22 protein-coding genes are annotated in these 25152 nt (G+C 43.7%); 11 read left to right on the forward strand and 11 right to left on the reverse strand.

What is annotated here, in order from left to right; all coding sequences use genetic code 11:
- Positions 1–63: 63 nt before the first annotated feature.
- The 3 genes from O3A65_02235 to O3A65_02245 are packed head-to-tail and all read left to right on the forward strand — an operon-like array spanning position 64 to position 3275.
- On the forward strand, positions 64–1488 hold the full coding sequence (locus tag O3A65_02235) for an amidase (protein MDA1331280.1): 1425 nt from the start codon (positions 64–66) through the stop codon (positions 1486–1488).
- 25 nt (positions 1489–1513) lie between these two features.
- Positions 1514–2311, forward strand: a complete 798-nt coding sequence (locus O3A65_02240) for a glucose 1-dehydrogenase (protein MDA1331281.1) — start codon at positions 1514–1516, stop codon at positions 2309–2311.
- Between the two features lie 40 nt (positions 2312–2351).
- Positions 2352–3275, forward strand: a complete 924-nt coding sequence (locus O3A65_02245) for an SMP-30/gluconolactonase/LRE family protein (protein MDA1331282.1) — start codon at positions 2352–2354, stop codon at positions 3273–3275.
- On the opposite strand, the gene O3A65_02250 is transcribed toward O3A65_02245, so the two are convergent.
- From O3A65_02250 to O3A65_02280, 7 genes are all read right to left on the reverse strand, one after another.
- Positions 3276–3995: a TerC family protein gene (locus O3A65_02250; GenBank protein ID MDA1331283.1), complete on the reverse strand. Its 720-nt coding sequence runs from the start codon at positions 3993–3995 to the stop codon at positions 3276–3278.
- 102 nt (positions 3996–4097) lie between these two features.
- Complete coding sequence (locus O3A65_02255) at positions 4098–5945, reverse strand: TRAP transporter permease (protein ID MDA1331284.1); 1848 nt, start codon at positions 5943–5945, stop codon at positions 4098–4100.
- A gap of 32 nt (positions 5946–5977) precedes the next feature.
- A complete protein-coding gene (locus tag O3A65_02260; protein MDA1331285.1) occupies positions 5978–6946 on the reverse strand; it encodes a TAXI family TRAP transporter solute-binding subunit in 969 nt (322 codons plus the stop codon).
- Positions 6947–6994: 48 nt separating this feature from the next.
- The gene (locus O3A65_02265; protein MDA1331286.1) at positions 6995–7906 is read right to left on the reverse strand and encodes a glutathione S-transferase family protein; all 912 of its coding nucleotides are present in this window, start codon (positions 7904–7906) and stop codon (positions 6995–6997) included.
- A 62-nt stretch (positions 7907–7968) separates the two neighbouring features.
- Positions 7969–8745, reverse strand: a complete 777-nt coding sequence (locus O3A65_02270; protein MDA1331287.1) for an SDR family oxidoreductase — start codon at positions 8743–8745, stop codon at positions 7969–7971.
- Between the two features lie 64 nt (positions 8746–8809).
- Positions 8810–9109, reverse strand: coding sequence for a DUF1840 family protein (locus tag O3A65_02275; GenBank protein ID MDA1331288.1), 300 nt, complete (start codon positions 9107–9109; stop codon positions 8810–8812).
- Positions 9110–9187: 78 nt separating this feature from the next.
- On the reverse strand, positions 9188–9733 hold the full coding sequence (locus O3A65_02280; protein MDA1331289.1) for an SRPBCC family protein: 546 nt from the start codon (positions 9731–9733) through the stop codon (positions 9188–9190).
- A gap of 88 nt (positions 9734–9821) precedes the next feature.
- Here O3A65_02280 and O3A65_02285 point away from each other — a divergent pair, with 88 nt between their 5' ends.
- Positions 9822–11384 (forward strand): AMP-binding protein, encoded by a 1563-nt coding sequence (locus O3A65_02285; GenBank protein MDA1331290.1) that lies wholly within the window; start codon positions 9822–9824, stop codon positions 11382–11384.
- Here the strand turns inward: O3A65_02285 and O3A65_02290 are convergent.
- The gene (locus O3A65_02290; GenBank protein MDA1331291.1) at positions 11381–12004 is read right to left on the reverse strand and encodes a class I SAM-dependent methyltransferase; all 624 of its coding nucleotides are present in this window, start codon (positions 12002–12004) and stop codon (positions 11381–11383) included. The genes O3A65_02285 and O3A65_02290 overlap by 4 nt on opposite strands.
- 188 nt (positions 12005–12192) lie before the next feature.
- Here O3A65_02290 and infA point away from each other — a divergent pair, with 188 nt between their 5' ends.
- A complete protein-coding gene (gene infA, locus O3A65_02295) occupies positions 12193–12441 on the forward strand; it encodes a translation initiation factor IF-1 (protein ID MDA1331292.1) in 249 nt (82 codons plus the stop codon).
- Between the two features lie 94 nt (positions 12442–12535).
- Positions 12536–13732, forward strand: a complete 1197-nt coding sequence (locus O3A65_02300) for a CoA transferase (GenBank protein MDA1331293.1) — start codon at positions 12536–12538, stop codon at positions 13730–13732.
- Positions 13733–13743: 11 nt separating this feature from the next.
- Here O3A65_02300 and O3A65_02305 read toward each other — a convergent pair whose 3' ends face one another.
- Entirely contained in the window at positions 13744–14139 is a 396-nt protein-coding gene (locus O3A65_02305) for a hypothetical protein (protein MDA1331294.1), read from the reverse strand.
- A gap of 530 nt (positions 14140–14669) precedes the next feature.
- Between O3A65_02305 and O3A65_02310 the strand changes: the two genes are divergently transcribed.
- From O3A65_02310 to O3A65_02325, 4 genes are read left to right on the forward strand one after another with little or no spacing between them, the layout of a single operon-like run.
- Entirely contained in the window at positions 14670–15425 is a 756-nt protein-coding gene (locus O3A65_02310; GenBank protein ID MDA1331295.1) for a hypothetical protein, read from the forward strand.
- A gap of 36 nt (positions 15426–15461) precedes the next feature.
- On the forward strand, positions 15462–15812 hold the full coding sequence (locus tag O3A65_02315) for a nucleotide pyrophosphohydrolase (protein MDA1331296.1): 351 nt from the start codon (positions 15462–15464) through the stop codon (positions 15810–15812).
- Positions 15813–15834: 22 nt separating this feature from the next.
- The gene (rlmJ, locus tag O3A65_02320; protein MDA1331297.1) at positions 15835–16671 is read left to right on the forward strand and encodes a 23S rRNA (adenine(2030)-N(6))-methyltransferase RlmJ; all 837 of its coding nucleotides are present in this window, start codon (positions 15835–15837) and stop codon (positions 16669–16671) included.
- 14 nt (positions 16672–16685) lie between these two features.
- Positions 16686–17393, forward strand: a complete 708-nt coding sequence (locus O3A65_02325) for a PD-(D/E)XK nuclease-like domain-containing protein (GenBank protein MDA1331298.1) — start codon at positions 16686–16688, stop codon at positions 17391–17393.
- 247 nt (positions 17394–17640) lie between these two features.
- Here the strand turns inward: O3A65_02325 and O3A65_02330 are convergent, their stop codons facing one another.
- Both O3A65_02330 and O3A65_02335 read right to left on the reverse strand, forming a co-directional pair.
- Positions 17641–18828: a ChaN family lipoprotein gene (locus O3A65_02330; GenBank protein ID MDA1331299.1), complete on the reverse strand. Its 1188-nt coding sequence runs from the start codon at positions 18826–18828 to the stop codon at positions 17641–17643.
- 91 nt (positions 18829–18919) lie between these two features.
- On the reverse strand, positions 18920–19414 hold the full coding sequence (locus O3A65_02335; GenBank protein ID MDA1331300.1) for a TerB family tellurite resistance protein: 495 nt from the start codon (positions 19412–19414) through the stop codon (positions 18920–18922).
- A 108-nt stretch (positions 19415–19522) separates the two neighbouring features.
- On the opposite strand from O3A65_02335, the gene uvrA reads away from it, so the two are divergent.
- On the forward strand, positions 19523–25102 hold the full coding sequence (gene uvrA / locus O3A65_02340) for an excinuclease ABC subunit UvrA (protein ID MDA1331301.1): 5580 nt from the start codon (positions 19523–19525) through the stop codon (positions 25100–25102).
- Positions 25103–25152 lie beyond the last annotated feature (50 nt).

Genomic DNA, 25152 nt, shown 5'->3' on the forward strand with positions numbered 1-25152 from the left:
TTTAGTGTTTAGGTTAATTTTTAGTCTCTATTGAGTCGTACCTATTTAGGAGAGATCGTTCTTATGACTTCGTTTGATCCGTTTGCGTCAATTGTAGAGCTCGGCCAACAACTCCGTTCTGGTCAGCTCACCTCGAAATCATTGACTCAAGGCTACTTGGATAGGATCAAGCAGTACGATAAAAAATTCCATGCGTTTGTGGAGATTCTTGAGACTCGTGCGCTAGAACAAGCAAAATTTGCTGATTCGGAATTTGACGCAGGGGTCGATCGCGGCCCACTACACGGCATTCCCTATGCGGCCAAAGATTTGTTTGATATTGCTGGTGTTCCGACTCGAGCAGGTACTGAGCTCTTATCCGATAACGTGCCGAATGAGAATGCCTTTATTGTTTCCCGCCTCGAAGAGCTAGGAGCTATTCTTGTTGGCAAGACTCATACTGTCCAATTTGCTTACGGTGGGGTGGGTATTAATAATAAACTCGGTACCCCAGTAAATCCATGGGCTCGTGAACATCACATACCTGGTGGGTCGAGCAGTGGGTCAGGCGTGGCGGTTGGTGCTGGTCTTGTGCCTATGGCTCTTGGGAGTGATACGGGCGGGTCAGTAAGGATTCCTGCTGCGTTTAATAGTGTAACTGGATTGAAAACCACTGTCGGTCAAATTAGTCGTCGAGGTGTTTTTCCCTTAAGTTGGACTCTTGATTCAGTGGGCCCTTTAACGAGAAACGCTAAAGACGCAGAGGTCGTGTACCGGTTAATGGCGAAACAGGATTTCGATGATCCATCGATGCAAGCTTTTCGTCCATTAATACACATGGATGAGGCTGCATCACAGGAATCGTTGGTGGGATACCGATTGATTTATGCTCAGAATGTATTCTTCGATGAGTGTGACCCTGAGGTGGAAAAATCGGTTTTAGACACAGCTTCTGTATTTGCAGATCTAGGGGCTAGTATTGAATATCGGTCGGTAGACGTGGCAAATGCAGCGCTCAGATTGAATCCAAAAGGGTTAGTCATTGCTGCAGAGGCTTACTACTCGAATAGGTTATTGGTCGATAAGTATTTTGATCAACTTGATCCTATTGTTTCACATCGTTTGATTAAAGGAAAAGAAGTCACGGCGGTAGAGTATCTCGATATTCAAAATGGTCTTACATCGATTAGGCATCAAGCCATTGAGTTTTTTGATACTGCGGATGCATTGCTCGTTCCCACTGTGATGACTCCACCATGTTCTGTTGCAGCGTGCCAGGCTAGTGTCGACGCGTATTCAAAAACGAATGTGAGCTGTTTGCGTAATACAGCCATCGGTAACATGCTTAATTTAAGTGCTGTTACGGTTCCGTGTGGCTTTAATGTTCGCGGGCTACCAATTGGTCTGATGATTTACGGAAGGCCATTTGATGAAATTAAAATTCTAAAGATTGCTCGAGCATTTCAGGATCGGACTCAGTGGCATTCTCATAGGCCGCGCATTGATTAGTTTTATATTTTTAGGAGTAAAGCGTATGCATGGATTGGAAGGTGTTGTGGCTGTTATTACAGGCTCAGGGCGCGGTATCGGTGAGCAGATAGCGCGTCGTTATGCGTCAGAGGGTGCGAGACTTGTAATAGCTGATATTGATGAAGATGGCGTCCTGTCACTTTCCAAAGAACTACAGAGTATGGGGGTAGATGTTTTGCCGTTGAGAGTTGATGTTAGTGACCCTATAGCTGTGACTAGGCTCATTGCGGAATCGACTAAGCATTTTGGACGTATTGATGTTTTGGTGAACAATGCAGGTGTTATACGAGTCAAACGCTTTTTAGAGACAACTCCAGAGGATTGGGATTACATGCAAAATGTGAATGCAAGAGGTCTATTTTTTTGTGTACAGGCGTGTGCTAAACAAATGTTGAGTCAGACGCCATTAGCCGACGGTAGGCCGACAGGTAAAATCATCAATATGGCTTCGATCGCTGGACGAGCAGGACGAAAATTTATGTGTGCTTATTCTGCGAGTAAAGCCGCGGTTATTATGATTACCCAATCTGCAGCATCAGAATGCTCGCCAAAAGTGACAGTCAATAGCATATGTCCAGGGCCCGTTGATACCGACATGTGGATCCAAATTGATGCTGAGTGGACTGCGATTGAAAATAAACCAGTCGGAACAGTTTGGAAAGAGCGGGTTCAGGCTGTGCCGATGGCTAGAGCGCAAACGCCCGAGGATGTCGCTTCAATGGCCTATTTTTTGGCATCTAAAGACTCTGACTTCATAACAGGGCAGTCCTATCATGTTGATGGAGGCGTGTTAATGCTTTAGCGTAAATCCTAATGACATATTATTTTGAGGAGGAATTACAGTGAAAGAAATTTGTCGGGAGTTGTTATTCCCTGAAGGCCCTGTGGCTATGCCCGATGGTTCCGTTTTGCTTGTAGAAATTGAACGTAAAACGCTCACGCGGGTTGATCATAATGGAAAAAAAACTATCTTAGCGGACTGTGGCGGAGGACCTAATGGGGCAGCACTTGGTCCTAATGGGAAAATGTACGTCTGTAATAACGGTGGGTTTGTTTGGACGAAGACTGGGCCATTTAATCGGCCAGGTGAAGCTCTACCGGATGACTACGCGGGGGGGTCGATACAGACTGTTGACCTAAAAAGCGGTGAAGTCACCAGTCTTTATCGTGATTGTGATGGGGAATCTCTTAAGGGGCCAAATGATATTGTTTTTGATCGCGTAGGTGGTTTTTATTTTACGGACTTAGGTAAGCGTCGTAGCCGACAAATAGATCGAGGGTCAGTGTTTTACGCCAAGATCGACGGATCAATGATCGTTGAGTTGATTCATCCTTTTGACACCCCCAATGGTATCGGTCTCTCGTCAGATGAGAAAACACTCTATGTTGCTGAGACGAATGCTGCCAGGCTTTGGGCGTTTGATATAGATTCGCCGGGTGTGTTGAAGAAAAACGGACCACATCCTTTTTGGCCGGGCCGATTACTTCATAAATTTAGTGGTTACGAGAGACTTGATTCACTTGCGGTCGATGCTGAGGGCAATGTTGTCGTAGCAACGCTTGGGACGGGGTGTCTCACCGCTATTGCGCCGACCGGAGAGGTACGAGCAAGAGTGCCGGTACCAGAATTTGATCTAATGGTGACAAACGTTTGTTTTGGTGGCCCAGATCTAAAAACTGTCTTTGTTACTTCGTCTGGACTGGGTCGACTTTATTCCTTTGAATGGCATTGTCCGGGATTACCTCTGAATTTTCTAAATACCTGACTAAGCCGACGTTTTTTCAGTACCTCTAATCCTGATATTAACGAGTTCAACCGTAAAGGAAAATGCCATAGCAAAGTAAATATAAGATTTGGGTACATGAATTTGAAAACACTCAACGACCAGTACGATGCCGACCAATATTAAGAATGCTAATGCAAGCACCTTGATGGTAGGGTGTTTATCTACGAAATTCCCAATACCCTTTGCTGCAAACATCATCACAGCAACGGCTAAAACGATAGCAATAACCATGATACTTAGTTGATCTACTAAGCCGACCGCTGTAATTACTGAGTCTAGCGAGAAAACAATATCTAAAATAGATATTTGAATAAGTATTGATACCAGGCTGACTTTTTTGTTCGATGTTCTCTCAATGCTTACACCCTTTAGCGCTTCATGAATTTCTTGGGTCGCCTTCACAATTAGAAATAATCCACCAAAGAATAAAATCAGATCGCGACCTGATATTTCAAGATTAGCCAATGTGATAATTGGCGTACTTAGTGACATTACCCATGAAAGTGAGAAGAGAAGTCCCAATCGTGCAATCATCGCGAGCGAAAGCCCAAGACGTCTAGCAAAGTTACGTTGGGCTTCTGGCAAACGGTTAACAAGTATTGACAGAAAAATAATATTATCGATACCCAGAACAATTTCTAAAGCTGTTAGTGCTCCAAGTGCGACCCATGCCTCAGGTGAGGCGAACCAATCAAACATTTTTCTTTCTCAATTTAGTCAGCATCCTCTTATTATAATTTAGAGCGCAGGCTGAGACCTAAAAAGTATTTTTTGAGTTGTGGCGTTCTGTATCTTGATTACTTATTGATGCGATATTTTTTCCTTTCGTAATTGACCAATAAGGGTCAACGTTATGAGTGCCGCTCCAATGATGTCGCTCTCTAGACCTGGTTTAATGAGAACTAATGCGGCAGTTAATAAGCTTATGCGTTCCCAGACTGAGGTTACTTTAAATAAGTATCCAGAGAGGCCGGACGCAAGGCATATGACGCCAATGACTGCTGTAATACTCGTTTGTACTATTTCCATGCCGGTACCAATGAGCAGCAGAGATGGGCCAAAGACAAACATAAATGGAATGATATACCCCGTCGCGCCAAGTCGTAGTGCGGTGATGCTGGAGTCCCAAATTGATGCGCGCGAAATACCATTTGCAGCATACACAGCTAATGCAACGGGGGGAGTGATGGCAGATAGAATGGCAAAATAAAAAACAAACATATGGGCGGCCTCAACCATAACGCCTAGCTTCACTAGTGCGGGGACCAATAGTGCGGTTTGCATGATGTAAGCGGGTGCGGTTGGCATACCCATACCGAGCAGAATGCCGGCAAAACTAGTTAAAACAAGTGCTAGAAATAGGTGATTATTTGCTGCGGAAAGCACTAAATTCGTGAACTCTAACCCTAATCCAGTGATGAAGATCACACCGATGACAATGCCAGCACAAGCGCATGCAAGGGCGACAGTAACGGTATTTTTCGCTCCTTCCTCAAGCGCTTTCAGTATATTTTTAATGTTTATGTATTCTCGAGTCGTTTTTCGGAGAAGCGCTGTTGGAATGGTGCTCATGATGCCGCACAGCGCTGCAAATGGCGCGCTAAAACCAAGCATAAGTGTGCCGATAATGATGATTAAGGGAAGGAATAGGTGGCCGCGCTCCTTAAGGACTTTTGATACTTTCGGAAGTTCAGATTTGTCTAGTCCGTGCATGCCATTTTTTTTAGCTTCAAAATGAATGCTTAGAAATAAAGCAACGTAATAGAGTATCGCCGGTAAGAGGGCGTACATGGCAACAGTAAGGTAACTGACTCCAAGAAATTCGGCCATTATGAATGCCGTAGCACCCATGATTGGCGGCATGATTTGCCCGCCTGTTGAAGCTACGGCTTCGACGGAGCCTGCAAAGGCCGGTTTATAACCAAGTCGTTTCATGAGTGGAATCGTGAATGCCCCAGTTGTCATCACATTTGCAACGGCACTGCCCGAAACCGTGCCAAACATTCCGCTGGTAATGCATGAGACTTTTGCAGGACCTCCGGCTGAATGACCAGCGAGTCCCATTGCGAAATCCATAAATAATGCACCAGTTCCCGTTCTCTCCACGAGTGCACCAAAGAGGATAAACAACATGACGTATGTGGCAGAGACGTATAACGGAATGCCTAAAATACCTTCTGTCCCCATATACATTTGCTCGATGACACGTTGAAAATCTACACCGCCAATTGTGAGGGCGTAGGTTAGAAACCCAACAGCCGTGATCGGTAGTGCCCAGCCCACAGCACGGCGCGTTCCTTCTAATACTAGGAGTATGGTGATGACGCCGAACGTGAGGTCAATAGGGTTGAGCGGGTCTACATATGTCATACGGCTCACGATATAGTCTTGATAGAGGACTAAATAGGCGCAAGCGGCAATGCTCAGCACGATCAATATGAAGGATTCAATCTTGACGGTCCGTCGCTGTCCCTCTTTGTTCAAGCTGCCACTCGTTAAAAATACAAGTATCAACGCGAATGCTAAATGTGTGGCCCTTAAGGTTAGCGCGTCCGGTGGTCCTTGCCATGCGATATATAGGTGAAAGCCAGACATGGACAGTGCAACTAAAGAAATGATTGTTGCAATCGGACTCATAGTTTTTAGCATCACTTTTTTATCAGTCAACCGCACGGCTACTGTTAGTTTTGTTTTTGGTCTTCATACCATTTGCTCGCTCCGGGGTGCATGGGAACACCAATGTCGCGTGTCATGGTTGGTATATCGAGGCCTGCTATGGCTTTGGTTACCGAAACGAGCTCCATTGATCCCGATACGATAGAGTCAAGAATGTGTCCTATGACCTGATCTTCTACGTCGCAGCGAGCGGTAAGATGCGTATACCAAAAGATTGTTGGTACATCCTCATTTTGTTCAGGGTAAGTCCCCTTGGGGATAACACCTCGTTCGTATTTTGAATTTATTTTTTGCATTCGCTCATGAGCGTCCTCCGACATGGGCATTAATTTGACGGACCGAGAGCTGGCCAAATCCATAACAGCTCCGGATGGGATGGTCGTTGTTAAGGTAAATACGTCGGCATTTCCATCTTTCATCAGAGATACTGAATCTGTGTACGACCCAAAGCTTACATTTGAGAGGCTTTTATAATCCATGTCATGTGCTTGCAATAAGTGACTGGTAATGGCCTCTCCTGAAGCGCCTCGAGGTTGGGTTGCTAGAACTTTATCTTTTAGATCAAAGGGTGTGTCTACGCTCGACTCGGCAAGTGTTACTACTTGAAAGTACTGTCGGTAAAATGTGGCGACATTACAAATATTTTGAAGTGGCTCCTGAAATGGAGCTCTACCTTCTATTGCGTCTAAGCTTGTCACACTCTGGGCGAGTGCGATATCTGCTTGTCCGGTATGTAGAGCGAGTACGTTAGAAACTCCACCCCCAGGCAATACTTGAATTTTTATATCTGATTGATCTCTTTCTATAAGGCCTTTTAGCGCGCCACCCAGTGGGTACCAGGCTCCTCCTTGAGGTCCAGTGACAAGTTTGTATGTTTTGGCGTTGGTGTTTTCTTCTGAGCAGCCGAATAAGCTGATTGAACCCAAAGCTAGGACAATAGTCATTGCTTTTAAAAAATCGAATTTTGTATGCATGGACACGTTGTCTTCCCTCTCAGTTAAATTTTTTCGGCTAATGTTTCTTTAGGCGCGTTCAATTCGGTACCCTACTCTTGGAAAATGGATGCAAACGGTGCCGACACGCTTATTCGTATGAAGTAAACCTATACTATTTTTATCTATCGTATGTACTGCACCATCTACTGTCTTTTCTCCAGTATTCCCGTCAAAAACGATGGAGACGCTATCACCAACTGCGATATCTTGTTTGTCATTGATGTCTGATTTTGACTTGAATGTTGTCTGAGCATTTTGAGCTGTATCCAGCGCTTCCTGCGAGGTCATGTCAGTAGACGTCCCATGTCCAATGTCCTTGATGGATTGTTCCCAGAGGCAAATATTAGGGAACTCCTCCATAAATTCTTCTCCAATTTCCCAACGCCGCCTAATAAACCAGGTAAGGGCAAATAAAGAGGCATCTGCTATGGTCGCCTCCTCCCCTAAAAGGAACCCACTCTTATCTTCTATGGCTGTTTCTGCCCAAGAAAACTGAGCTCTGATTTGGGCGATAAAATTTGGAATCTGTGTCTTAACAGATTCAATGTCTGCGTAGTCTCCTAAGAACAATTTCTTACGGTCTTCTAAAAATTCTTTGGGAAAAACATCTGATGAGCCTGCAATCGCTACAGCAACTATAGGGTGAAATAATTGATCACTCCAATGATTAATCATTTGAATCAACCCCATGTTCATTGAGGGTGATGGTTGCTGACGCTCTATCTCAGATAAAATTCTTTGGCTATCGCAGAAAATATCAGCACCTATCTGCATGATCGGGGTTCGCCTATACCCGCCTGATAGCGGAATAACATCAGGTTTTGGCGGAAGGTTAGGTATCTCTACGGAGCGCCAAGATATGTTCTTTAAGCCAAAAATAACCCTAATTTTTTCTGAAATGGGAGAGGTGAGATAGTGGTGAAGGATAAGTTCAGACATTTAGCAGATCCTTTTTATAAACCTAGATGATTATTTGGAGCGCGAGGAACGCAGGCTACAGTTTAGCCGGCAATGGTGATTCCACCATCGACGACAATGGTTTGCCCAGTGATATACGCGGAGGCATCGGAGGCCAAGAAAAGCGCAACACCAGCAATATCGTTAGGGTCACCCAATCGCTTTAGTGCCGTTTTTTGTTCGTAGTCAGTACGCGTTATTGGGTCCTCCCATAACACTTTTGCAAAATCGGTTCGGATAAGACCGGGGGCAATTCCATTCACTTTTATTTTTTTGTCACCTAGTTCTATCGCAAGATTTCGAATTAATTGCATATCTGCAGCTTTTGAAATCGCATAGGCCCCAAGTCCTGGGGTTCCTTTGAGTCCTGCTATTGAGGAAACAATAAGTATAGCGCCTCCGTTTCTAGTTTCCATATGTGGTGTCACTAGGGAGGATAGCCAGTGATTACTCAGAATATTATTATTTAATATCTTTTCAAATACTGCATCTGGAATATCCTTTAATTGTCCGTAAAAGGGGTTGGATGCCGCATTACACACGAGGATATCAATGCCTCCGTATGTTTCTCTTGAGAAGTGCACTAAATCTTCAAGGCTAGATTTATCCGATATATTTGCGGTAGTCGCCGTCGCCTCACCGCCGAACGCTCGTATGTGATTGACAACCTCCTGACAGGCTTCAATTTTTCTGCTCGATACGATAACTTTTGCTCCATATCGGGCATAAGCAATTGCTATAGATTTTCCAATCCCTCGGCTCGCCCCTGTGATAATGGCGACTTTATTATCCAAGCGAAAGAAATTCGTTACGTCGGTCATGCGTTTAAATCTCCTGTTATCGCGAATGTTTGGTGACTCATCGGATTAGCGAAATACGAAATAATTACCACCATATTACTTCACACTTACGAGCTTCTGCGCGTTCAAATAAATCAAAAAGAGGTTTAGACCTCGTATTTAACGGAATATTAATTTCATTATTTTGATTGTTATCATCGTTCATAAACGATTGCGAGAGTGATGGATGAGCGCGAGCACGTCTCAACGCGTCGAGAATGTCATTTGGCAATATAGCGCTTGGGATCGCGCCAGAGAGTCCCATTAATTTAAGTAGCGGTATCGCGTGCTCCTTAAACATAATTAGGTTTCCAATGCGACTTTCAAATTGAACAATCTTGGGCATGGGCCATCTTAGAGTTAGACTCCAAATTCATCAAAATTGTTTATGATAATCTGGAATTTTAGTGTCCTAAGAGTAAGGTTATAGAGCTCCTGACTCAATGTTTTGCTTCATTGCCTCGAGCCCAATGGAATAGACTCTGTTGTAGATTTCCACTAGGGCCGCATCGTCTTTGCCCGCTGTTGGGCTATCTGCCCAGTATTGTAAGCGTTTAAACCTAGCTTTCCATTCGACCTGTGATTTGCCGTTTTTTACCTCTGTCACCGTTATCGTTGAATAGTAATCACTCGAGATTGGTACGCCCTGGGCGTAGGTATAAGAGATGATCATATTGTAAGGATCATACTCCACGAGTCGCTCTTCTATTTTGGTTCCGTTGCCTCGGGTTAATAAACGAATAGCACCTAGCTCCCTATTTTTTCCAAGTATGATTTGAGTATCCTTTATAAAAAAGAGCCAATGATGCAAGCCACCGAAGTCACTAACGATATCCCAGACTTTCTCGGTGGGAGCATTGATCTCAATGGTGTGTCGAACGCTCAGTTCTGGCGGATCCGCAGAATAGGCTGAATGCGCGAATGATAATAGAATGCTGGTGATAGCGCTAACTGTAAATCGCAAGATCATTTTTTTCTCTCCGGTCACGTGTGCTCGATTATTATTTCTTTTTTCATATCGTCATAATGTAACACGAGGTTAGAACGCTTACAGATTAATGAGTGATTGTCTCTATTTAACAATGAATATTGCACAGATACTGCTAAAAGCTTACCAGTCACATCCCGATCGATCTGCGATATCGGTCGGGATGGATACGTTATATACCTATCGTTTGTTCTATGAGCGAGTTCGTTGCCTTGCAACATCTATGAGGGAAGATCTATGCCTTAAGCCCGGTGATCGGATTGCTATTGTGATGCCAAACCATCCTGAATATATCGTCATTCGATATGCGACTTGGTACGCTGGCTTATCCGTTGTGCCAATTAACTCAAAGCTCCACGCTTTAGAGATCAGCTATATGTTGGAACACTCTGGGTCGACCGTATGTTTTGTATCTAAGAACCTCGCGGGAGAGTTTTTTCCTGTGTCATCGAATTGTGCAGTTGTCTCTCGTGTGATCGATGTGGATTCAAATGAATATTGTGTATTGACTGATTCGCGCCCAGCGATTGATATGGAAGACAGGCAACCTGATGATCTTGCCTGGTTGTTTTATACCAGCGGAACGACTGGCAAGCCCAAGGGCGTGATGATCTCACACCAAAATATGCTTATGGGGGGAATGGCTTACTTGGTAGACGTCGATGATGTGAGTGCTTCAGATAGTATTATCCATGCAGCCCCGCTATCCCATGGTTCCGGTTTTTATGATTTGCCTCATGTGATGAAATGTGCCAATCAAATCATACCTCGCAGTGGGCAATTTGATCCGAATGAGGTCTTGGATCTAATACAACGATGGAATGGCGTATCTATGTTTTTGGCGCCTACGATGGTCAAGCGACTTGTGCAAATTCAAGAGGTTTCTGAATGCTCACTTGAAGGATTAAAGACAATTGTCTACGGTGGGGGACCTATGTATGTTCATGATATTAAGCAAGCTCTGGATATTTTAGGTCCCCGTTTTGTTCAGATCTACGGCCAAGGTGAATCCCCGATGACTATTACCGTCTTGTCTAGAGCGACGATCAATGACTCGTCACATGAAAGATATGATGAGCGCCTCGCTTCAGTTGGTATTGCGCATAGCGTTGTGTCGATGCGTATTCTTGGTGAGAATGGGTCTCCGGCGCTTGTGGGTCAGATGGGCGAAGTTATTGTAAAGGGCGCAGTCGTCGCCTCTGGATATTGGAATGATGAGGAAGCGACTCAAGCTGCTTGGAAAGATGGCTGGTTACACACTGGAGATATTGGTTTTTTTGATAATGATGGATTCTTGACTTTGATCGGACGGTCGAAAGATTTAATTATAAGTGGCGGTTCCAATATTTATCCTCGTGAGATCGAAGAGGTTTTGTTGACACATCACTCAGTAAGTGAGGTAGCCGTCGTTGGTCAGTTTAGTGAAGAATGGGGTGAGAGCGTTGTAGCTTTTGTAGTGCTATCACAAGGGGCTTTTGCGGATGAGCAGGCTTTGGATGAATGCTGTCTTGATAGAATTGCTCGATTTAAGCGCCCAAAAACTTATCACTTTGTCGAATCTTTGCCTAAAAATAACTACGGTAAAGTGCTTAAAACAGATCTACGTCAGTTACTGCTGTCCAAACGAAATTAGCTTTGTTTGATAGCCGAACCGCTGTACAAATGTCCTACAACTTTTGGCACGTGATCAGCATAGATTGTTTTGTGATCAAACAGTTGAAAACCGTTACTGGCGATTAGGGCAAAAATATCTCGGGTGAGGTGACACCCTCCAGCTAAAGGTTTCCAGATCGGCTCTATTCTCTGCTGCCATTTTTTGAGATGTGGACTGTCACTGATGCCATGTTCGCAAAAGTGAAGTAAGCCTTTTGGTTTAAGTGTTCGTTTAATTTCTCTAATTGCGATTTCTGGATTCGGAATAGTGCAGAAAGAGAAAGTAACAACTGCTGAATCAAACTGCCGATCGGAGAATGGGAGCTGCTCTGAAATTCCAGCGATTAAATTTATCTTGGGGGTTTTGTTAGGGTTGCTGCGCTGGGCTATTTTGAGTAGTGACTCGTTGGGATCGATTCCGGTTATTTCTGTGATTTGATCCTGCTTATAGAAATCGAGATTTAGAGAGGAACCTATGCCTATTTCAAGAACTGCACCTTTGGCTCGACTGACAATATCTTCTCGATGACTTTTCAGTGAAGACAGTCCGCATGCGCAGTTAAGTATCGGAGGAAGAATATATTTTTCGTAAAAATTCATCAGTTTTTATAATGAGTTACCATATAGGTTGGATTATTAAAGCTACTAATTGTTGGTAGTACAGTAAATTCAGACTATCAGAATGTCGTGTTTGAGTCGAATTCGAAGTTAGAATAAGCCCTCGTGGATAGATTTGGGCTTTTTATCGAGGCTGTTTCCGACCACCATTACATTTAAAAGGGGTTTTAATGGCGAAGGAAGAATTAATTCAAATGGACGGCACTATACAAGAGGTGTTGCCCAATACGACCTTTAGGGTTGAGCTTGAAAATGGCATTGAGGTTATTGCTTATGCATCTGGAAAAATGCGTAAAAATAGAATTCGAATCACTGCGGGTGACCGAGTTTCGGTTGAGATTTCCCCCTATGATTTAACCAAGGCGCGTATTAATTTCCGACATCGAGAGGATAGACCTTCGGCGCCTCCAGCGAACTAGCTGCAGTTAAAATCATCTATTGAAATTTTTCCAAAATCTGACGGAATCTTCACACGGGTGGCGACTCTAGCCCACGATTGTATGAGGTTGTGTTATGCCAGGTCCTCTTGACGGTGTCAAAATTCTAGATCTAACGTCCGTAGTCATGGGCCCTTTTGCGACCCAAATACTGGCTGAGTTAGGTGCAGAGGTGGTCAAGGTTGAACCCTTCTCAGGTGACAATATGAGAGACGTCGGACCTATGCTAAATCCTCATATGGGGCACTTGCATTTACATTTAAACCGTGGGAAAAAGGGTATCGCTGTTAATTTGAAACATCCATCGGGGATTGACGTTATCAAAAAGTTAATTCTGCGTAGTGACGTTTTAATTTACAACGTGAGACCAAACGCGATGCAGAGATTAGGGTTGTCTTACACTGATGTGAGCGCACTGAACCCAGATATTATCTACGTAGGCGCTTATGGATACTCAGAAAATGGCCTTCGAGCGGGGCAGGCGGCCTATGATGATCTGATACAAGGTAGTACCGGCGTGCCTTGGCTTGTTTCCAAGGAAGGTCGGGAAAAACCTAGTTATGTACCTCTTAATTTTGCGGACCGTGTGACTGGATTGCACGCTGTTTATGCTGTGACAGCGGCCTTGTATCAGCGAGAAAAGTCAGGTCGAGGTCAGTCAGTAGAGGTTCCTATGTTTGAGGCGATATCACACTTCGTGCTGGGGGATCATATGGCGGGCCTGAGTTTTCAACCGCCAATCGGACCTTCGGGCTATGAACGGCTAAAACACCGACGCGTTTATGAGACAAAAAATGGCTTTATTTGCGCTTTGGTTTATAACGAAGCGCAATGGACCAGATTTTGGGCGGCTATGAATCAATCTGAAATGATGAATGACCCAAAGTTTATAACGCATTCTGCTAGAGCTCAAAATATTGGTGAGATATATGATCTTTTATCAGAGATGATTAAAAATGAGGATACGGACTATTGGATGTCTTTTTTTCAGGACATTGATGTTCCTGTCGCTAAAATGAATACCGTAGATGACTTGTTGACGGATGATCATCTCCGAGAGACGGGATTTTTTATTAATGAGGAACATCCAACCGAAGGTAGTTTGTACGCGACAAAGACGCCCAGCAATTGGTCTCATTCGTCACCAGAAAGAGTTACCCCAGCACCAACCTTGGGTCAGCATACACGAGAAGTATTGAGCGAACTCGCGTACAGTGAGGATCAAGTTAATGACTTAATACAGACTGGTGCGGTTTCAGATGGATCATCTTGACCACTTTAGTTTCAGGGTAGTTTAAATCCGCCACCTGGACCCGCATTAGTTCCAACTCCAGACATGCTTCCAGGCAGAACGATGGATGAGGTTTGTTCCCGACGCATTTCTTGGAGTTCCTTAATTGCTTTTTCTACAGCAACTTTACCAGCATCGCCATATTTCTCGACAGCTTCCGCTAACGAGTGTGCTTCTATTTGAAATGCAATAGGAAGCGCCCCCATTGGTGTCATGATTTGCGTTTCTCCAGCATAAATCGTTTGTCGTTCAGGATCATCAGCTCCGTTCGCCGTAATTGGGTTTGAGATCCGTATTGTGCCGATTCGCCGATCTGTGACGATTACTTCTCGGAATAAACTTGATTGGTCCATCGCCAGTTTGTCGATTGGTCTTTGTTCTTTAGCCATTAAACGTTTATTCCTTATAGATAGGGTTTGGAGTCTCTAATTACCTGTAAGGATATCAAAGGTTTGTACGTTCGACAAAGTACCCCTTTTGTATCAAGTGTTACAGGGTTTATTGAAGGGCGCCTACGGGCTGAATTTTTTTAATAATTTGACAGGTTCGTAAAAAGTGTTACATTAAGCAGGACGAAAAAGAGCGAAGAACTACTTTGGGCTTAAATTCCGAGTGGGGCCCGTCAAAAAGGATGGAGATTAGTTCTTATAATAGCTCGCGGTGCGACCAAAGAGTCCTCGGGATCAAGAAGGCTTGGCAAATATCTTGCCAGTCGTTCTTAAATTTAAAAAATGAATTAGCTAGGGCGGATTGTAACCGTAGAACGCGGTATGTATTTTGAATGCTCTGCGCTCTATTATTCGGCACCTCAGTTAGTTAAAGGTATTAAAAAATTTGTATTTTTATTCATTGAACGTGGTAGCGCTTAATGTTGTAGGTGTTCGCGTTTTACCGATTGTTCCTGCTAGTCGAGGTATAGGTGTCAAGAAGCAAGAGAGATTTTCGTTTTAAGAAAAAAAGTGCTCCTACCGGGCAATCTGGAATTTCTGGACTACAAAGTGGCCGATTGAAGATAGTTTCGAATGCGCAAACAGGCGTCGGTCGTGGTGTGCTTGATGCGGCGATTGAATTGGGTGCAGAATGCGGCGGAGCTTGCGCCGAAGGTCGAATGGCAGAGGATGGGTTCATCCCTGATAATTATCCGGTCACTGAGTTGTTGGGGGAGGATACCATTGAGAGCATTCGCCAAAATGTTAAAGAGAGTGATGGGACAGCCATTATTTATTTTGGTGATATTGAAGAAGAGCCCGAAGAAGCCCTCGATTACTGTGTTCAACTTGGAAAACCGTATCGCTTGATAGACGGTGGAGAACTCCAGTCAGGGCAAGCTGCGAAAGTTATTGCTGATTTCATTAAAGATAAAGGATTGATGACGCTTCATATTATTGGCCCTAAGGCAAGTGCTTCTGATCGTGCTCATCGTTTCGGTTATGAAGCGGTGCGAGCGCTTCTTGGTTTGGGACCTAAACAGCATCATCCATCGAGACCAAACATAAAAAAAACGCTAGACTCTGGGTCAGTTAGCAATGGATCTTCGCAGGCTCCTTCGGGAGAGCAAGATGGAGATGCAAGTGAAAAACCTAACCAATCGAAGCCATCTGGACAAAGGAGAAGGCGCGGGACAGGAAGACGATACCCTCGTAAGCCTACTGAATCTCAGGCGGATTTGACGTAAAAACGTATTTAGTTTGGTTTCCCCCCCAGCATGACTATGACTGGATTAAAAACACTAGCTCTAGAGCTAAGAAAGTTCGCGAAGGATCGTGATTGGGAGCGGTTTCATAGTCCTAAAAATACATCAATGGCATTGTCAGCAGAGGCTGGTGAGTTGCTGGAACATTTTCAGTGGCTTAGCGAGTCGAAATCATACCGGATCGATGAGTCCAAAAAATTGGATGTCTCTTTTGAGATGGCCGATATCCTTTTATATTTAGTTCGCTTGGCAGATGTGCTCGAGATTGATTTGATAGACGCCAGCCTTAAAAAAATATCGCTTAATCAAAAAAAATACCCCATAGCCTTAAGTAAGGGGAGTAAAAAAAAATATACCGAATTCGAGTGAACTCAAGGTAGCTTACCTCGATATGTTCGCTTACAGACATTATTTTCACGCAGGCAACTTTGCTGATGTCTTCAAGCACGCCTTGCTGTCACAATTGATCATCAGTCTGCAAAAAAAAGATCGACCAATCGTATATGTGGATACCCATGCAGGTTTGGGGCGTTACGATTTAATGCATTCATGGGCAGCTAAAAACAAAGAATTTAACAAAGGAGTGAGTCAGGTTTTTGGCTCTGCTGATTACCCTGCAGCCATGGAACCTTATCTAAGAATACTTAATCTCAATAATAAGAATGGGTTGCTCAGGTGGTATCCCGGCTCTCCAGTTATTGCGCGTAGTTTATTGCAAGCTAGCGACCGTCTAGTCCTTAATGAGTTTAATGCTTCAGATGCGGAGCAATTGAGAGGGTTAGTTCGAGGATGGCCTAAAACCTCGGTTCGTAGCGAGAACGGATTTTCGCTGACTAAGTCAGTATTGCCACCTGCTGAGCGTCGAGGTCTGATCTTTATAGACCCCTCTTATGATCGTCCTGCAGAGTTTGATCGTATTGCATCCTCTTTAGAAGTTGGACTAAAAAAGTTTTCGACAGGAGTTTTTGCAGTTTGGTATCCCGTGATGAATGACGAGGTTACGTATCAGTTTATTCGAAAACTTAAGACGCGTGGGCATAAGTCGATACTTCGAGCAGAGATTTGTTTATCAAAAACTAAGTTTTCAGCCTCCATGAATGCGTGTGGGGTCCTGATATTCAATCCCCCTTTCCAATTTGAAGCAATCGTAGATATGATTGGGTATTGGTTATTACAAAGATTAGATTCGTCGGGAGACGGTCGGCTAATCAATCAATTAATTGATTGATTGAGGCTGTGATTATGAGTGTGCGCGTCAATATTTCTCCCTTAATACTCAAACCTGGTGAGTGTTTGGCTATTCAGGATAGTCTTAATGATTATCTTGCTCGAACCGATTTTGTGTCTAGTTCTGATCTCAGATCTCAGTACCATGAAGCAAAAGGCGTTCGGAGTTCGCCAAGCAGGGGAGTAGGGGCAGGCTCTGTATTTCACCGTTTAATGTTAGAAGAATCTGAGGATTTTGAGCTTGATCTATTAACTCTCACAGATGACTGGTTAGCTGGTGCTAACAGATCTTCGGGTTGTCGCTTGGACCAATCCGATTTACATCGCATTAACGAAGCTCGAGAGAAACTTAACCATTGGTCCGGTCATTTGTTTTCTCATTGGATCAATCTTGGGCAAGTAGAGACCTCAATCTATTGGAAAGATGAGGCATGTTCTCAATGGCGTGCAAGACCCGACCTTGTTATTCAAGATCTTGTTGTAGACCTGAAAACATTTTCCGGTAAGAACCAAAGACGATTTCTCAAGAGTCGTGATCGTCATGGTTATCTTATTCAGGCAGGACTTTACTTAGAGGCTCTTAGGCGTTTAAATGATAGGCCACTTGGATTTGCTTTTTTGTGTATTGATTTGACACCACCGTTTGATATTCGACTAGATGTTTTAGACAAGGCACAGATCATTTTGGCTCAGGACTTAATTTACCAAGTAATAAATCAATGAATACCCACGTTAATGTGCGGGTAGGTGAGTTAATGAGTTGGCCGCATCAGAATTTAAAGTATTGTTCTTTGATGGGGCACTTTCCTGTTTGCATTTGCCCTATTTTACTGACCGGCAGCCAAGAGTACTTTTCATCTTGCCGGTTGACTCATCAAGATTTATTGCATTGCTTGAGTCACTTAGGTGTTTAATAATCTCATGAATCTCCTCTATAGCAATCGTGGTGTGATTTTTCAAATTGTTAAATTTAGAACGATATACCTTCAAAAGGTATTTTGGCGATGAGGTCTATGGATTGATCATTGCGTTTGACTTTAATGGGTAACCAGTAACCCGGCACTTGGTTTTGGATCAGTTCAATTAGATCGGCACTTGTTAAAACGACTTGGCCGGCAGCTTCAACAATGATGTCATTTGTTTGAAGCCCTGATTCGGCTGCGATACTGTTTTTTAGTACATCGCCTACTACGATTCCGTTGTCACTATCGATTAAAAAGATACCTAGTTGGTGTTTTTTTTTCTCCATAATAATCTCTGGCATTATGAATATAGCATCAGCAATTAATTTACCCTCTTCGTCAATGAGATCTAAAGAAGTGCAGTCGATACCGGCTGTTGTTGGAATCCAAGTCAAAATGTTGAACTCACCAATTGAATTAAGTTGGTGTTTTACTCCGTAGCCGTATGTTAAATGTCCCGAACCGAGAATCCCAACAACTACGCGAGAGGTATCCTTCTTCGCTTTTATTAATCCCTCTGCGAAGGCGCGATCCCATGTCAACTGCGCCGCTATGAAGTATTCCAATTGCTTGTTGTCACTACCCTCGTGTTGATAAAAAATGTCTGTAAGTGCCGCTTGATAACTGGGAGAGGCGGGAGCAGGTTCCGAAATAATACGATTGAACTTACTGCTATTTACTTGCCACCCATTCGTAGATACTTCCGATATGAGTTCTCTCGATATGTTTAGCGCATACAATGGGACTTGGTTATCCCTAGCAAAGTTTAATATTGGCGTATAGAGTTCGACATCAAAACGCCACAAGTGATACCAATTCGACTGTGACAAAAATTCTTTTAATGTTAGGTCCCCATTAACCCAGGCATCTAACGCTGGTTGGCTCGCGCGTGGAAGCATTTCCAAGCCAATTGCAATGTGATCTTTGTGGGCGAGTAACGCTGAGAGCATTTGCGTTTGCCAGCGATGATGTTGGGCTTGGTCATGTTGTTCGCCTAATAAAATAAAATCCATATCGTCGGCGCGACTGAGGACCGCCGAATAGTTGACAGGAAATAAATCTGGTTCGCCTGGGATAACCCAAGTTCCTGGGGTGTTACATGAGACTGAAAGATCAATCGACCAAGCTTGAGATAGAGATAAGGAGATGACGATTAAAACTTTTACAGCAATCACTGATAACGAGAAATTCTGCATGATGTTATAGCCTTTTTTTCGCGCTAGAAATATTGGTTTTATGTATGCTCTTCTTTGAAGTTTGGGGCGATTGGGTGAATTAAGTTCACGTTTATTCTGTTAGGCCTGTTGGCGTTATTGATTTACGTTTTTTGGAATCTCGAGCATTAATCTTTGCATAAATAAAATCTTGGTGAGCTACATATAACAAATCTGATATTTTACGAATGATGTGGTCTTCTTGTGGATCAACGTGATTATCAGAATGAGCCACTGACCACATGGATTTTATAAGCTCGCACTTTTGCCTATACGAGAATTCTTCATTAATGATTTTTGTAAGTGGATGGTATGCGGTGGGCCGATTATGAAGTTGTGACGCATCAATTAAAAGTTGGCCGGCTTCTGTCTTGCTGATGCTGATTAGATTTTGTAGTGATTCGACGGCCATCTCTAAATCTTCATGTGTTACGTTAGTATCAACTCGAGCTGCTTCATACAATAAAGAAGCCAGCACGCGACTAAGAGCAGTTGCCGTTACATTATCATTCGAGTTCGTTAGCTTTGAATCAAACAATCGAGAAATTATTTTAATAAAGTGCATCATAATTGGTAAATTTTCTTGGTTTAATTTTTAAACTTATTGCTTTAACATTAGTCTATCTTACATTCAGTTCAATAAATTTAATTTGGAGCCTTTAATCAATTCATAGGTATGGGAAAACATATCAAAATTAGAGGGGCAACTCAAAATAACCTTAAGAATCTCGACTTGGATTTGCCTTTGGGAGAGGTGATTGCGGTCACTGGGGTATCTGGGTCTGGAAAGTCTTCCCTTGTTTTTGATACGCTCTACGCGGAAGGTCAAAGACGATACGTGGAGACTTTCTCGTCTTATGCCAGACAGTTTCTCGATCGAATGGATCGTCCGTTGGTTGCTAGTATAGAGGGTATACCCCCTGCTATCGCTATTCACCAAGTCAACTCTGTTAAGACATCGCGTTCTACGGTTGGCACGATGACTGAATTGGCAGATTACTTGAAGTTATTGTTTGCTAAATACGCCAGCCTCTATTGCCGCAGTTGTGCACAACCTGTTGTGATTGATGATGTCGAAAAAATTGTTGCCGTACTCCGTCATAAGGGATGGAGTCGAATTGTGGTGTCTGCGCCAGTTGTGGTTCCGAATAATTTTACGAATGAAGAGATTTATGGGTATTTGAAGGTACAAGGGTATGACCGTTTCATTGAATTGATGGGTCAATCGCATATAGTCATTGATCGTTTTGATATGAATCGTGTCGAAGATGCAAGAATGAGTGAGGGGCTTGAGGCGGCATTTCGAATAGGACAAGGTAAATGCTCAGTTACTCTACACTTAAAGGGGGAGACGGCAGGTGCTCCTCTAAACTTTAGTAATCGTTTTCATTGCGCCAGTTGTGATATTGATTACTCGCCACCAAGTCCTGGACTTTTTTCGTTCAATTCGCCCGTGGGCGCCTGTTCAACTTGTCATGGATTTGGTCGTGTGATTGGTGTGGATATGGATTCTGTGGTCGTAGATCCTAACTTGTCTCTTGCTGAGGGCGTGATACGGCCATGGCGGACGGATAGCTATTCTGAGTGTCAAGACGATCTTATGGAATATGCCCAGCGGCGAGGCGTGCCTTTGAATGTGCCTTGGCGTGAGATGTCCGATAAAGACAAGCAGTGGGTGTTGGAGGGGGAGCCAGAATGGGTCAGTTGGCGTAAATCGTGGCCAAAATATTGGTATGGAATCAGACATTTTTTTGGTTGGCTAGAGACAAAAGCATACAAAATGCACATTCGAGTGCTGCTCGCGAGGTATCGATCATATTCTCTGTGTCCAGATTGTCATGGAAGTCGTTTAAAATCCAATGCATTGCTATGGCGAATCGGTTCTGCTGAGAGCTCGGTAAATTCTTTTAGACATCCAGGACTGCATTGGACCCTAGCGCAATTAGATTCAATAAAGGGCTTATCCATACATCAGTTGAATACTTTACCTATTCGCGATTTAAAACGATTTGTTAACGCAGAAAAAGACAGTTGGCAGAAAGGTAGTAAAGATGACTCAAACCAGTTGGTTCTCGATCAAATTACATCCAGGTTAGAGTTCCTTGAAGAGGTGGGGTTGGGTTATCTTGCACTGGATAGACAATCTAGAACGCTATCGGGGGGTGAGACCCAGCGACTAAATTTGGCAACGGCGTTAGGTGCGTCCCTGACTCAAACTTTGTTTTTGCTGGACGAACCATCCATCGGTTTGCACCATAGAGATGTGGAGAGAATTATCAATGTAATTCAGAGGCTTAGAAATAATGGCAATACGATTGTAGTTGTTGAGCATGACCCACAAATCATACGAGCTGCTGGTTTTTTGCTCGATATAGGACCTGGAGCTGGAGAGGGGGGCGGTCACATTGAGTTTTTTGGGCGTAGCCGGGACCTTGCAACAAGCAGTGGCCTTACGGCTCAATATCTCTTGGGTAAACGGTCGATCAGTGACTCGGTAGAAGGTAGACCGGTCAAGCCGCTTCAAACTCAGTGGCTGAGTGTTTTAGGTGCCTGTCGTAACAATCTTAAACATATTGATGTGAGTATACCTCTCGGACATCTAGTCTCTATTACAGGGGTATCCGGATCTGGTAAATCAACCCTCGTAGAGGACACCATTTTTAGAGAGATGACCCGCAATCTAACGGGTATGGGGATTTCTAATGATGGTTTACGCGGTTTTAGTAATCTACATCTCATTGACCGCGTCATCATGCTTGATCAAAGGCCAATTGGTAAATCCTCGCGTTCAAATCCGTTGAGTTATGTCGGTGCTCTCGATCCTATTCGCGACATCTTTGCAGCCTCACCAGGCGCACGCCAAGGTAAATATGACAAGAGTTATTTTAGTTTCAATGCCGGTAAAGGACGTTGTCAAACTTGTTTGGGTAGTGGGTTCGAACTGGTTGAAATGCAGTTTTTATCGGATGTATATCTGCGTTGTAACGCATGTGATGGTAAGAGATATGGCTCGGATATTTTGAAGATTCATGTCGATTTGCCACACGTAGGTATGGCGAATATTGACGATGTTCTAAATCTAACAATATTTGAGGCAATTAAGACATTTAAAGAGGTTCCAAAAGTGTTTCGTAAGTTGCAGCCGCTAATTGATGTCGGCCTCGGCTACCTGAGGCTTGGACAGCCTGTGCCGACGTTATCTGGCGGTGAGGCTCAGAGGCTAAAACTTGCCACTTATATCTCTGAGGTTTCAAGTCAGCCAGTTGCGCAAACACTTTTTCTACTGGATGAACCAACAACTGGGCTTCACTTCCATGATATTCAAAAGTTGCTGCTCGCACTGCGTACTCTCGTGAACCTTGGGGCTTCCGTAGTTATGGTTGAGCATAATCTTGACCTGATTGCTGCCTCTGATTGGGTTATCGATTTAGGCCCAGAAGGTGGGGATGCAGGTGGTCAGATCGTCTCTGTCGGTTCGCCTAAGGATTTATGCGCAGATCCAGCGTCTTTAACAGGGCGTGAGCTGGCCCGCGTTGATAGTAGGGTAAGTTACGAGCAGATGGATAGACAGATCACTCTGGATGCTCAAGCTCGTGACTCATTTCCAAGTTCGATTTCCATCAGGAATGCCAGAGAAAATAATTTAAAAAATATTAGTTTGGATATTCCTCACGAAAAATTGACAGTGATCACCGGTCTGAGCGGTAGCGGGAAATCTTCTTTAGCGTTTGACATTATTTACGGTGAGGGTCAGAGGCGATATCTCGAGTCTTTAAATGCCTATGCCAGACAATTTATCCAAGTAGGCAAAAAGCCCGATGTCGACGCGGTGTATGGCATTCCTCCAGCAGTGGCCATTGAACAACGTGCTAGTCGAGGTGGGATCAAAAGTACCGTGGGAACGGTAACAGAGACATACCATTATTTGCGTCTATTGATGTCCAAGATTGGTGATCAATTTTGTCCTGATTGCCAGGTAAAAATCGAGCCGCAAACACTGACTGCAATTGTAGATTGCGTTTTGCAAGATTATTCTGGCCGCCATATTGGTTTCTTATCCCCTTTGGTTCGAGCAAGAAAGGGTGTATACAAAGATTTGGCTGAGACTTATCGAAAGAAAGGTTTCACTCATCTATTAGTCGATAACGTGTTTCTTGCGACAGATGATTTTCCAGCCTTAGATCGATATGTAGAACATATTATTGAGCTTCCAGTCGCTAGTATTAATGTGTCTGAAACTCTACGTCTTGAGTTGGTGGATATTATCGAGTCTGCCTTGCATTACGGAGATGGATTTTTTTATATTATCGCTGATATTGACACCTTGCTCACAGGGGGCACTTTTGAACAGCGGAGTTTTTCCAGTAAGCGCGCCTGTCCTTCTTGTCAAAAATCCTTCGATGAGCTTGATCCGCGTCTATTTTCCTTCAATTCAAAGTATGGATGGTGTGAGTCGTGTCAGGGAACAGGTCAGTTACAAGATGTAAAGATAAGTATTGTCAGATATCTTAAGGATGAAATTGAGGTGGAAGCTGAGCGAGCTAAGTATATGCACGACCCGGGGGGCGTGGTCTGTGAATCCTGTCACGGGTATCGCTTGAATGGACAAGCGATGAGTGTTTTTTGGAATGACCTTTCTATCTCTGATTTAGTTTCTAGTCCTGTCGGTTCGCTGTATCGGATACTTTTAGGCATCGCGCTTACCGCACGTGAACAATTGATTGCCAAGGATTTGCTTGACGAAGTATTGTCTCGATTAAAATTCATGATTGAGGTCGGTTTGTCTTATCTCACTTTAAATCGATCCGTTCCAACGCTCAGTGGTGGAGAGGCTCAGAGAATGCGCTTGTCAGCCCAGTTAGGCTCAAATTTAAGAGGTGCTGTCTATGTCCTAGATGAACCAACGATTGGTCTTCACCCGAGAGATAATGAAGTCTTACTACAGACATTAAAAAGTCTGCAAAACAAGGGCAATACGCTCGTCGTTGTTGAGCACGATGAAGATACGATTATTCAGGCAGATTTTGTGGTTGATTTGGGGCCTGGAGCCGGAAGCGAGGGCGGCCACATTATTGCTTCGGGTTCGCCTCGGCAGATAATGCTTAATGCTTCTTCAATCACAGGTCAGTATTTAAAATTCCCCAAGCATTACGCCCCTTCGCGGCGAAGAAGTGTTGATCAATCTTCAGATTTTTTATGTGTGAAATCAGCAGTTCGTAACAATCTGAAAGATGTTGATGTGCGGATACCGATAGGTTGTTTGACAGTTGTAACGGGAGTTTCTGGAAGTGGTAAATCCAGTCTGATTAGAGGGGTACTGCGTGAGAATATGGATAGACTGATTTCAGAGAGCGTATCTCCGAATCGTAATGCAGATTTTACTGATTGTTTACGCATCACTGGGTTTGAGCGTGTTTCTAAAGTCATAGAAGTAGATCAGAATCCGATCGGAAAAACATCAAGGTCATGCCCCGCAACTTATACCGGGGTTTGGGATGATGTTAGAACGCTTTTTGCATCCACGACCGAAGCCCGTATCCGAGGTTATGGTGCCCCCCGTTTTTCGTTTAATACAAAGGGTGGACGATGTGAAGGTTGCGAAGGTCAAGGAATGCAAAAAATCGAGATGAACTTTCTACCTGATGTGCGATCCGTTTGTGAGGTCTGTGGTGGTGATCGATTTAGTAAAGATACATTACAGATTAGGTATAACAATCATTCGATAGCTGATGTTTTAAATCTCAGCATCAAAGATGCGCTGGAGCTTTTCAGTGCTCATCCTCGTATTAAGAAAAAACTTAAATTACTTAATGAACTTGGTTTGGGGTACTTAACACTGGGTCAGCATAGTAGTACTTTGTCTGGGGGGGAAGCGCAAAGAATTAAACTTGTTTCGGAGCTCTCTAAATTTAGTGCTGATGCAGAGGGCCTATTGGCTAGGAAGAGCCATAAAACAACGCTCTTTGTTCTTGATGAACCCACTGTTGGGTTACATATGGCCGATGTTGAAAAATTAATTGAGACACTGATGCGTTTAGTAGACGTCGGTGGTACGGTTGTAGTCATTGAACACAATCTTGATCTAATCACCAGTGCAGATTGGGTTGTTGACTTAGGCCCGGAAGGAGGAGACAGTGGTGGATATATTATGTTTGAGGGTCAGGCCGTAGATCTGTCCCAAAAAGATCATTCGGCTACAGGTCTTGCGTTAAAAAAGTTATATGAAAAATTAAGGGATGCTAAGTCTTCATCTTAGGTCGATTCGCGCGCTGAATGGTTTTCGATCGAATTACTAGACATAAAAAA

It is taken from the genome of Pseudomonadota bacterium (genome assembly GCA_027624715.1).
Lineage (GTDB): Bacteria > Pseudomonadota > Gammaproteobacteria > Burkholderiales > Eutrophovitaceae > Eutrophovita.

What these genes read in the sequence shown, in the direction of transcription:
- O3A65_02235 (MDA1331280.1), top strand. Translation starts at nt 64, where the DNA reads ATGACTTCGTTTGATCCGTTTGCGTCAATTGTAGAGCTCGGCCAACAA.
- O3A65_02240 (MDA1331281.1), top strand. Translation starts at nt 1,514, where the DNA reads ATGCATGGATTGGAAGGTGTTGTGGCTGTTATTACAGGCTCAGGGCGC.
- O3A65_02250 (MDA1331283.1), bottom strand. Translation starts at nt 3,995, where the DNA reads ATGTTTGATTGGTTCGCCTCACCTGAGGCATGGGTCGCACTTGGAGCA.
- O3A65_02255 (MDA1331284.1), bottom strand. Translation starts at nt 5,945, where the DNA reads ATGCTAAAAACTATGAGTCCGATTGCAACAATCATTTCTTTAGTTGCA.
- O3A65_02260 (MDA1331285.1), bottom strand. Translation starts at nt 6,946, where the DNA reads ATGCATACAAAATTCGATTTTTTAAAAGCAATGACTATTGTCCTAGCT.
- O3A65_02265 (MDA1331286.1), bottom strand. Translation starts at nt 7,906, where the DNA reads ATGTCTGAACTTATCCTTCACCACTATCTCACCTCTCCCATTTCAGAA.
- O3A65_02270 (MDA1331287.1), bottom strand. Translation starts at nt 8,745, where the DNA reads ATGACCGACGTAACGAATTTCTTTCGCTTGGATAATAAAGTCGCCATT.
- O3A65_02275 (MDA1331288.1), bottom strand. Translation starts at nt 9,109, where the DNA reads ATGCCCAAGATTGTTCAATTTGAAAGTCGCATTGGAAACCTAATTATG.
- O3A65_02280 (MDA1331289.1), bottom strand. Translation starts at nt 9,733, where the DNA reads ATGATCTTGCGATTTACAGTTAGCGCTATCACCAGCATTCTATTATCA.
- O3A65_02285 (MDA1331290.1), top strand. Translation starts at nt 9,822, where the DNA reads ATGAGTGATTGTCTCTATTTAACAATGAATATTGCACAGATACTGCTA.
- O3A65_02290 (MDA1331291.1), bottom strand. Translation starts at nt 12,004, where the DNA reads ATGAATTTTTACGAAAAATATATTCTTCCTCCGATACTTAACTGCGCA.
- infA (MDA1331292.1), top strand. Translation starts at nt 12,193, where the DNA reads ATGGCGAAGGAAGAATTAATTCAAATGGACGGCACTATACAAGAGGTG.
- O3A65_02300 (MDA1331293.1), top strand. Translation starts at nt 12,536, where the DNA reads ATGCCAGGTCCTCTTGACGGTGTCAAAATTCTAGATCTAACGTCCGTA.
- O3A65_02305 (MDA1331294.1), bottom strand. Translation starts at nt 14,139, where the DNA reads ATGGCTAAAGAACAAAGACCAATCGACAAACTGGCGATGGACCAATCA.
- O3A65_02315 (MDA1331296.1), top strand. Translation starts at nt 15,462, where the DNA reads ATGACTGGATTAAAAACACTAGCTCTAGAGCTAAGAAAGTTCGCGAAG.
- rlmJ (MDA1331297.1), top strand. Translation starts at nt 15,835, where the DNA reads ATGTTCGCTTACAGACATTATTTTCACGCAGGCAACTTTGCTGATGTC.
- O3A65_02325 (MDA1331298.1), top strand. Translation starts at nt 16,686, where the DNA reads ATGAGTGTGCGCGTCAATATTTCTCCCTTAATACTCAAACCTGGTGAG.
- O3A65_02330 (MDA1331299.1), bottom strand. Translation starts at nt 18,828, where the DNA reads ATGCAGAATTTCTCGTTATCAGTGATTGCTGTAAAAGTTTTAATCGTC.
- O3A65_02335 (MDA1331300.1), bottom strand. Translation starts at nt 19,414, where the DNA reads ATGATGCACTTTATTAAAATAATTTCTCGATTGTTTGATTCAAAGCTA.
- uvrA (MDA1331301.1), top strand. Translation starts at nt 19,523, where the DNA reads ATGGGAAAACATATCAAAATTAGAGGGGCAACTCAAAATAACCTTAAG.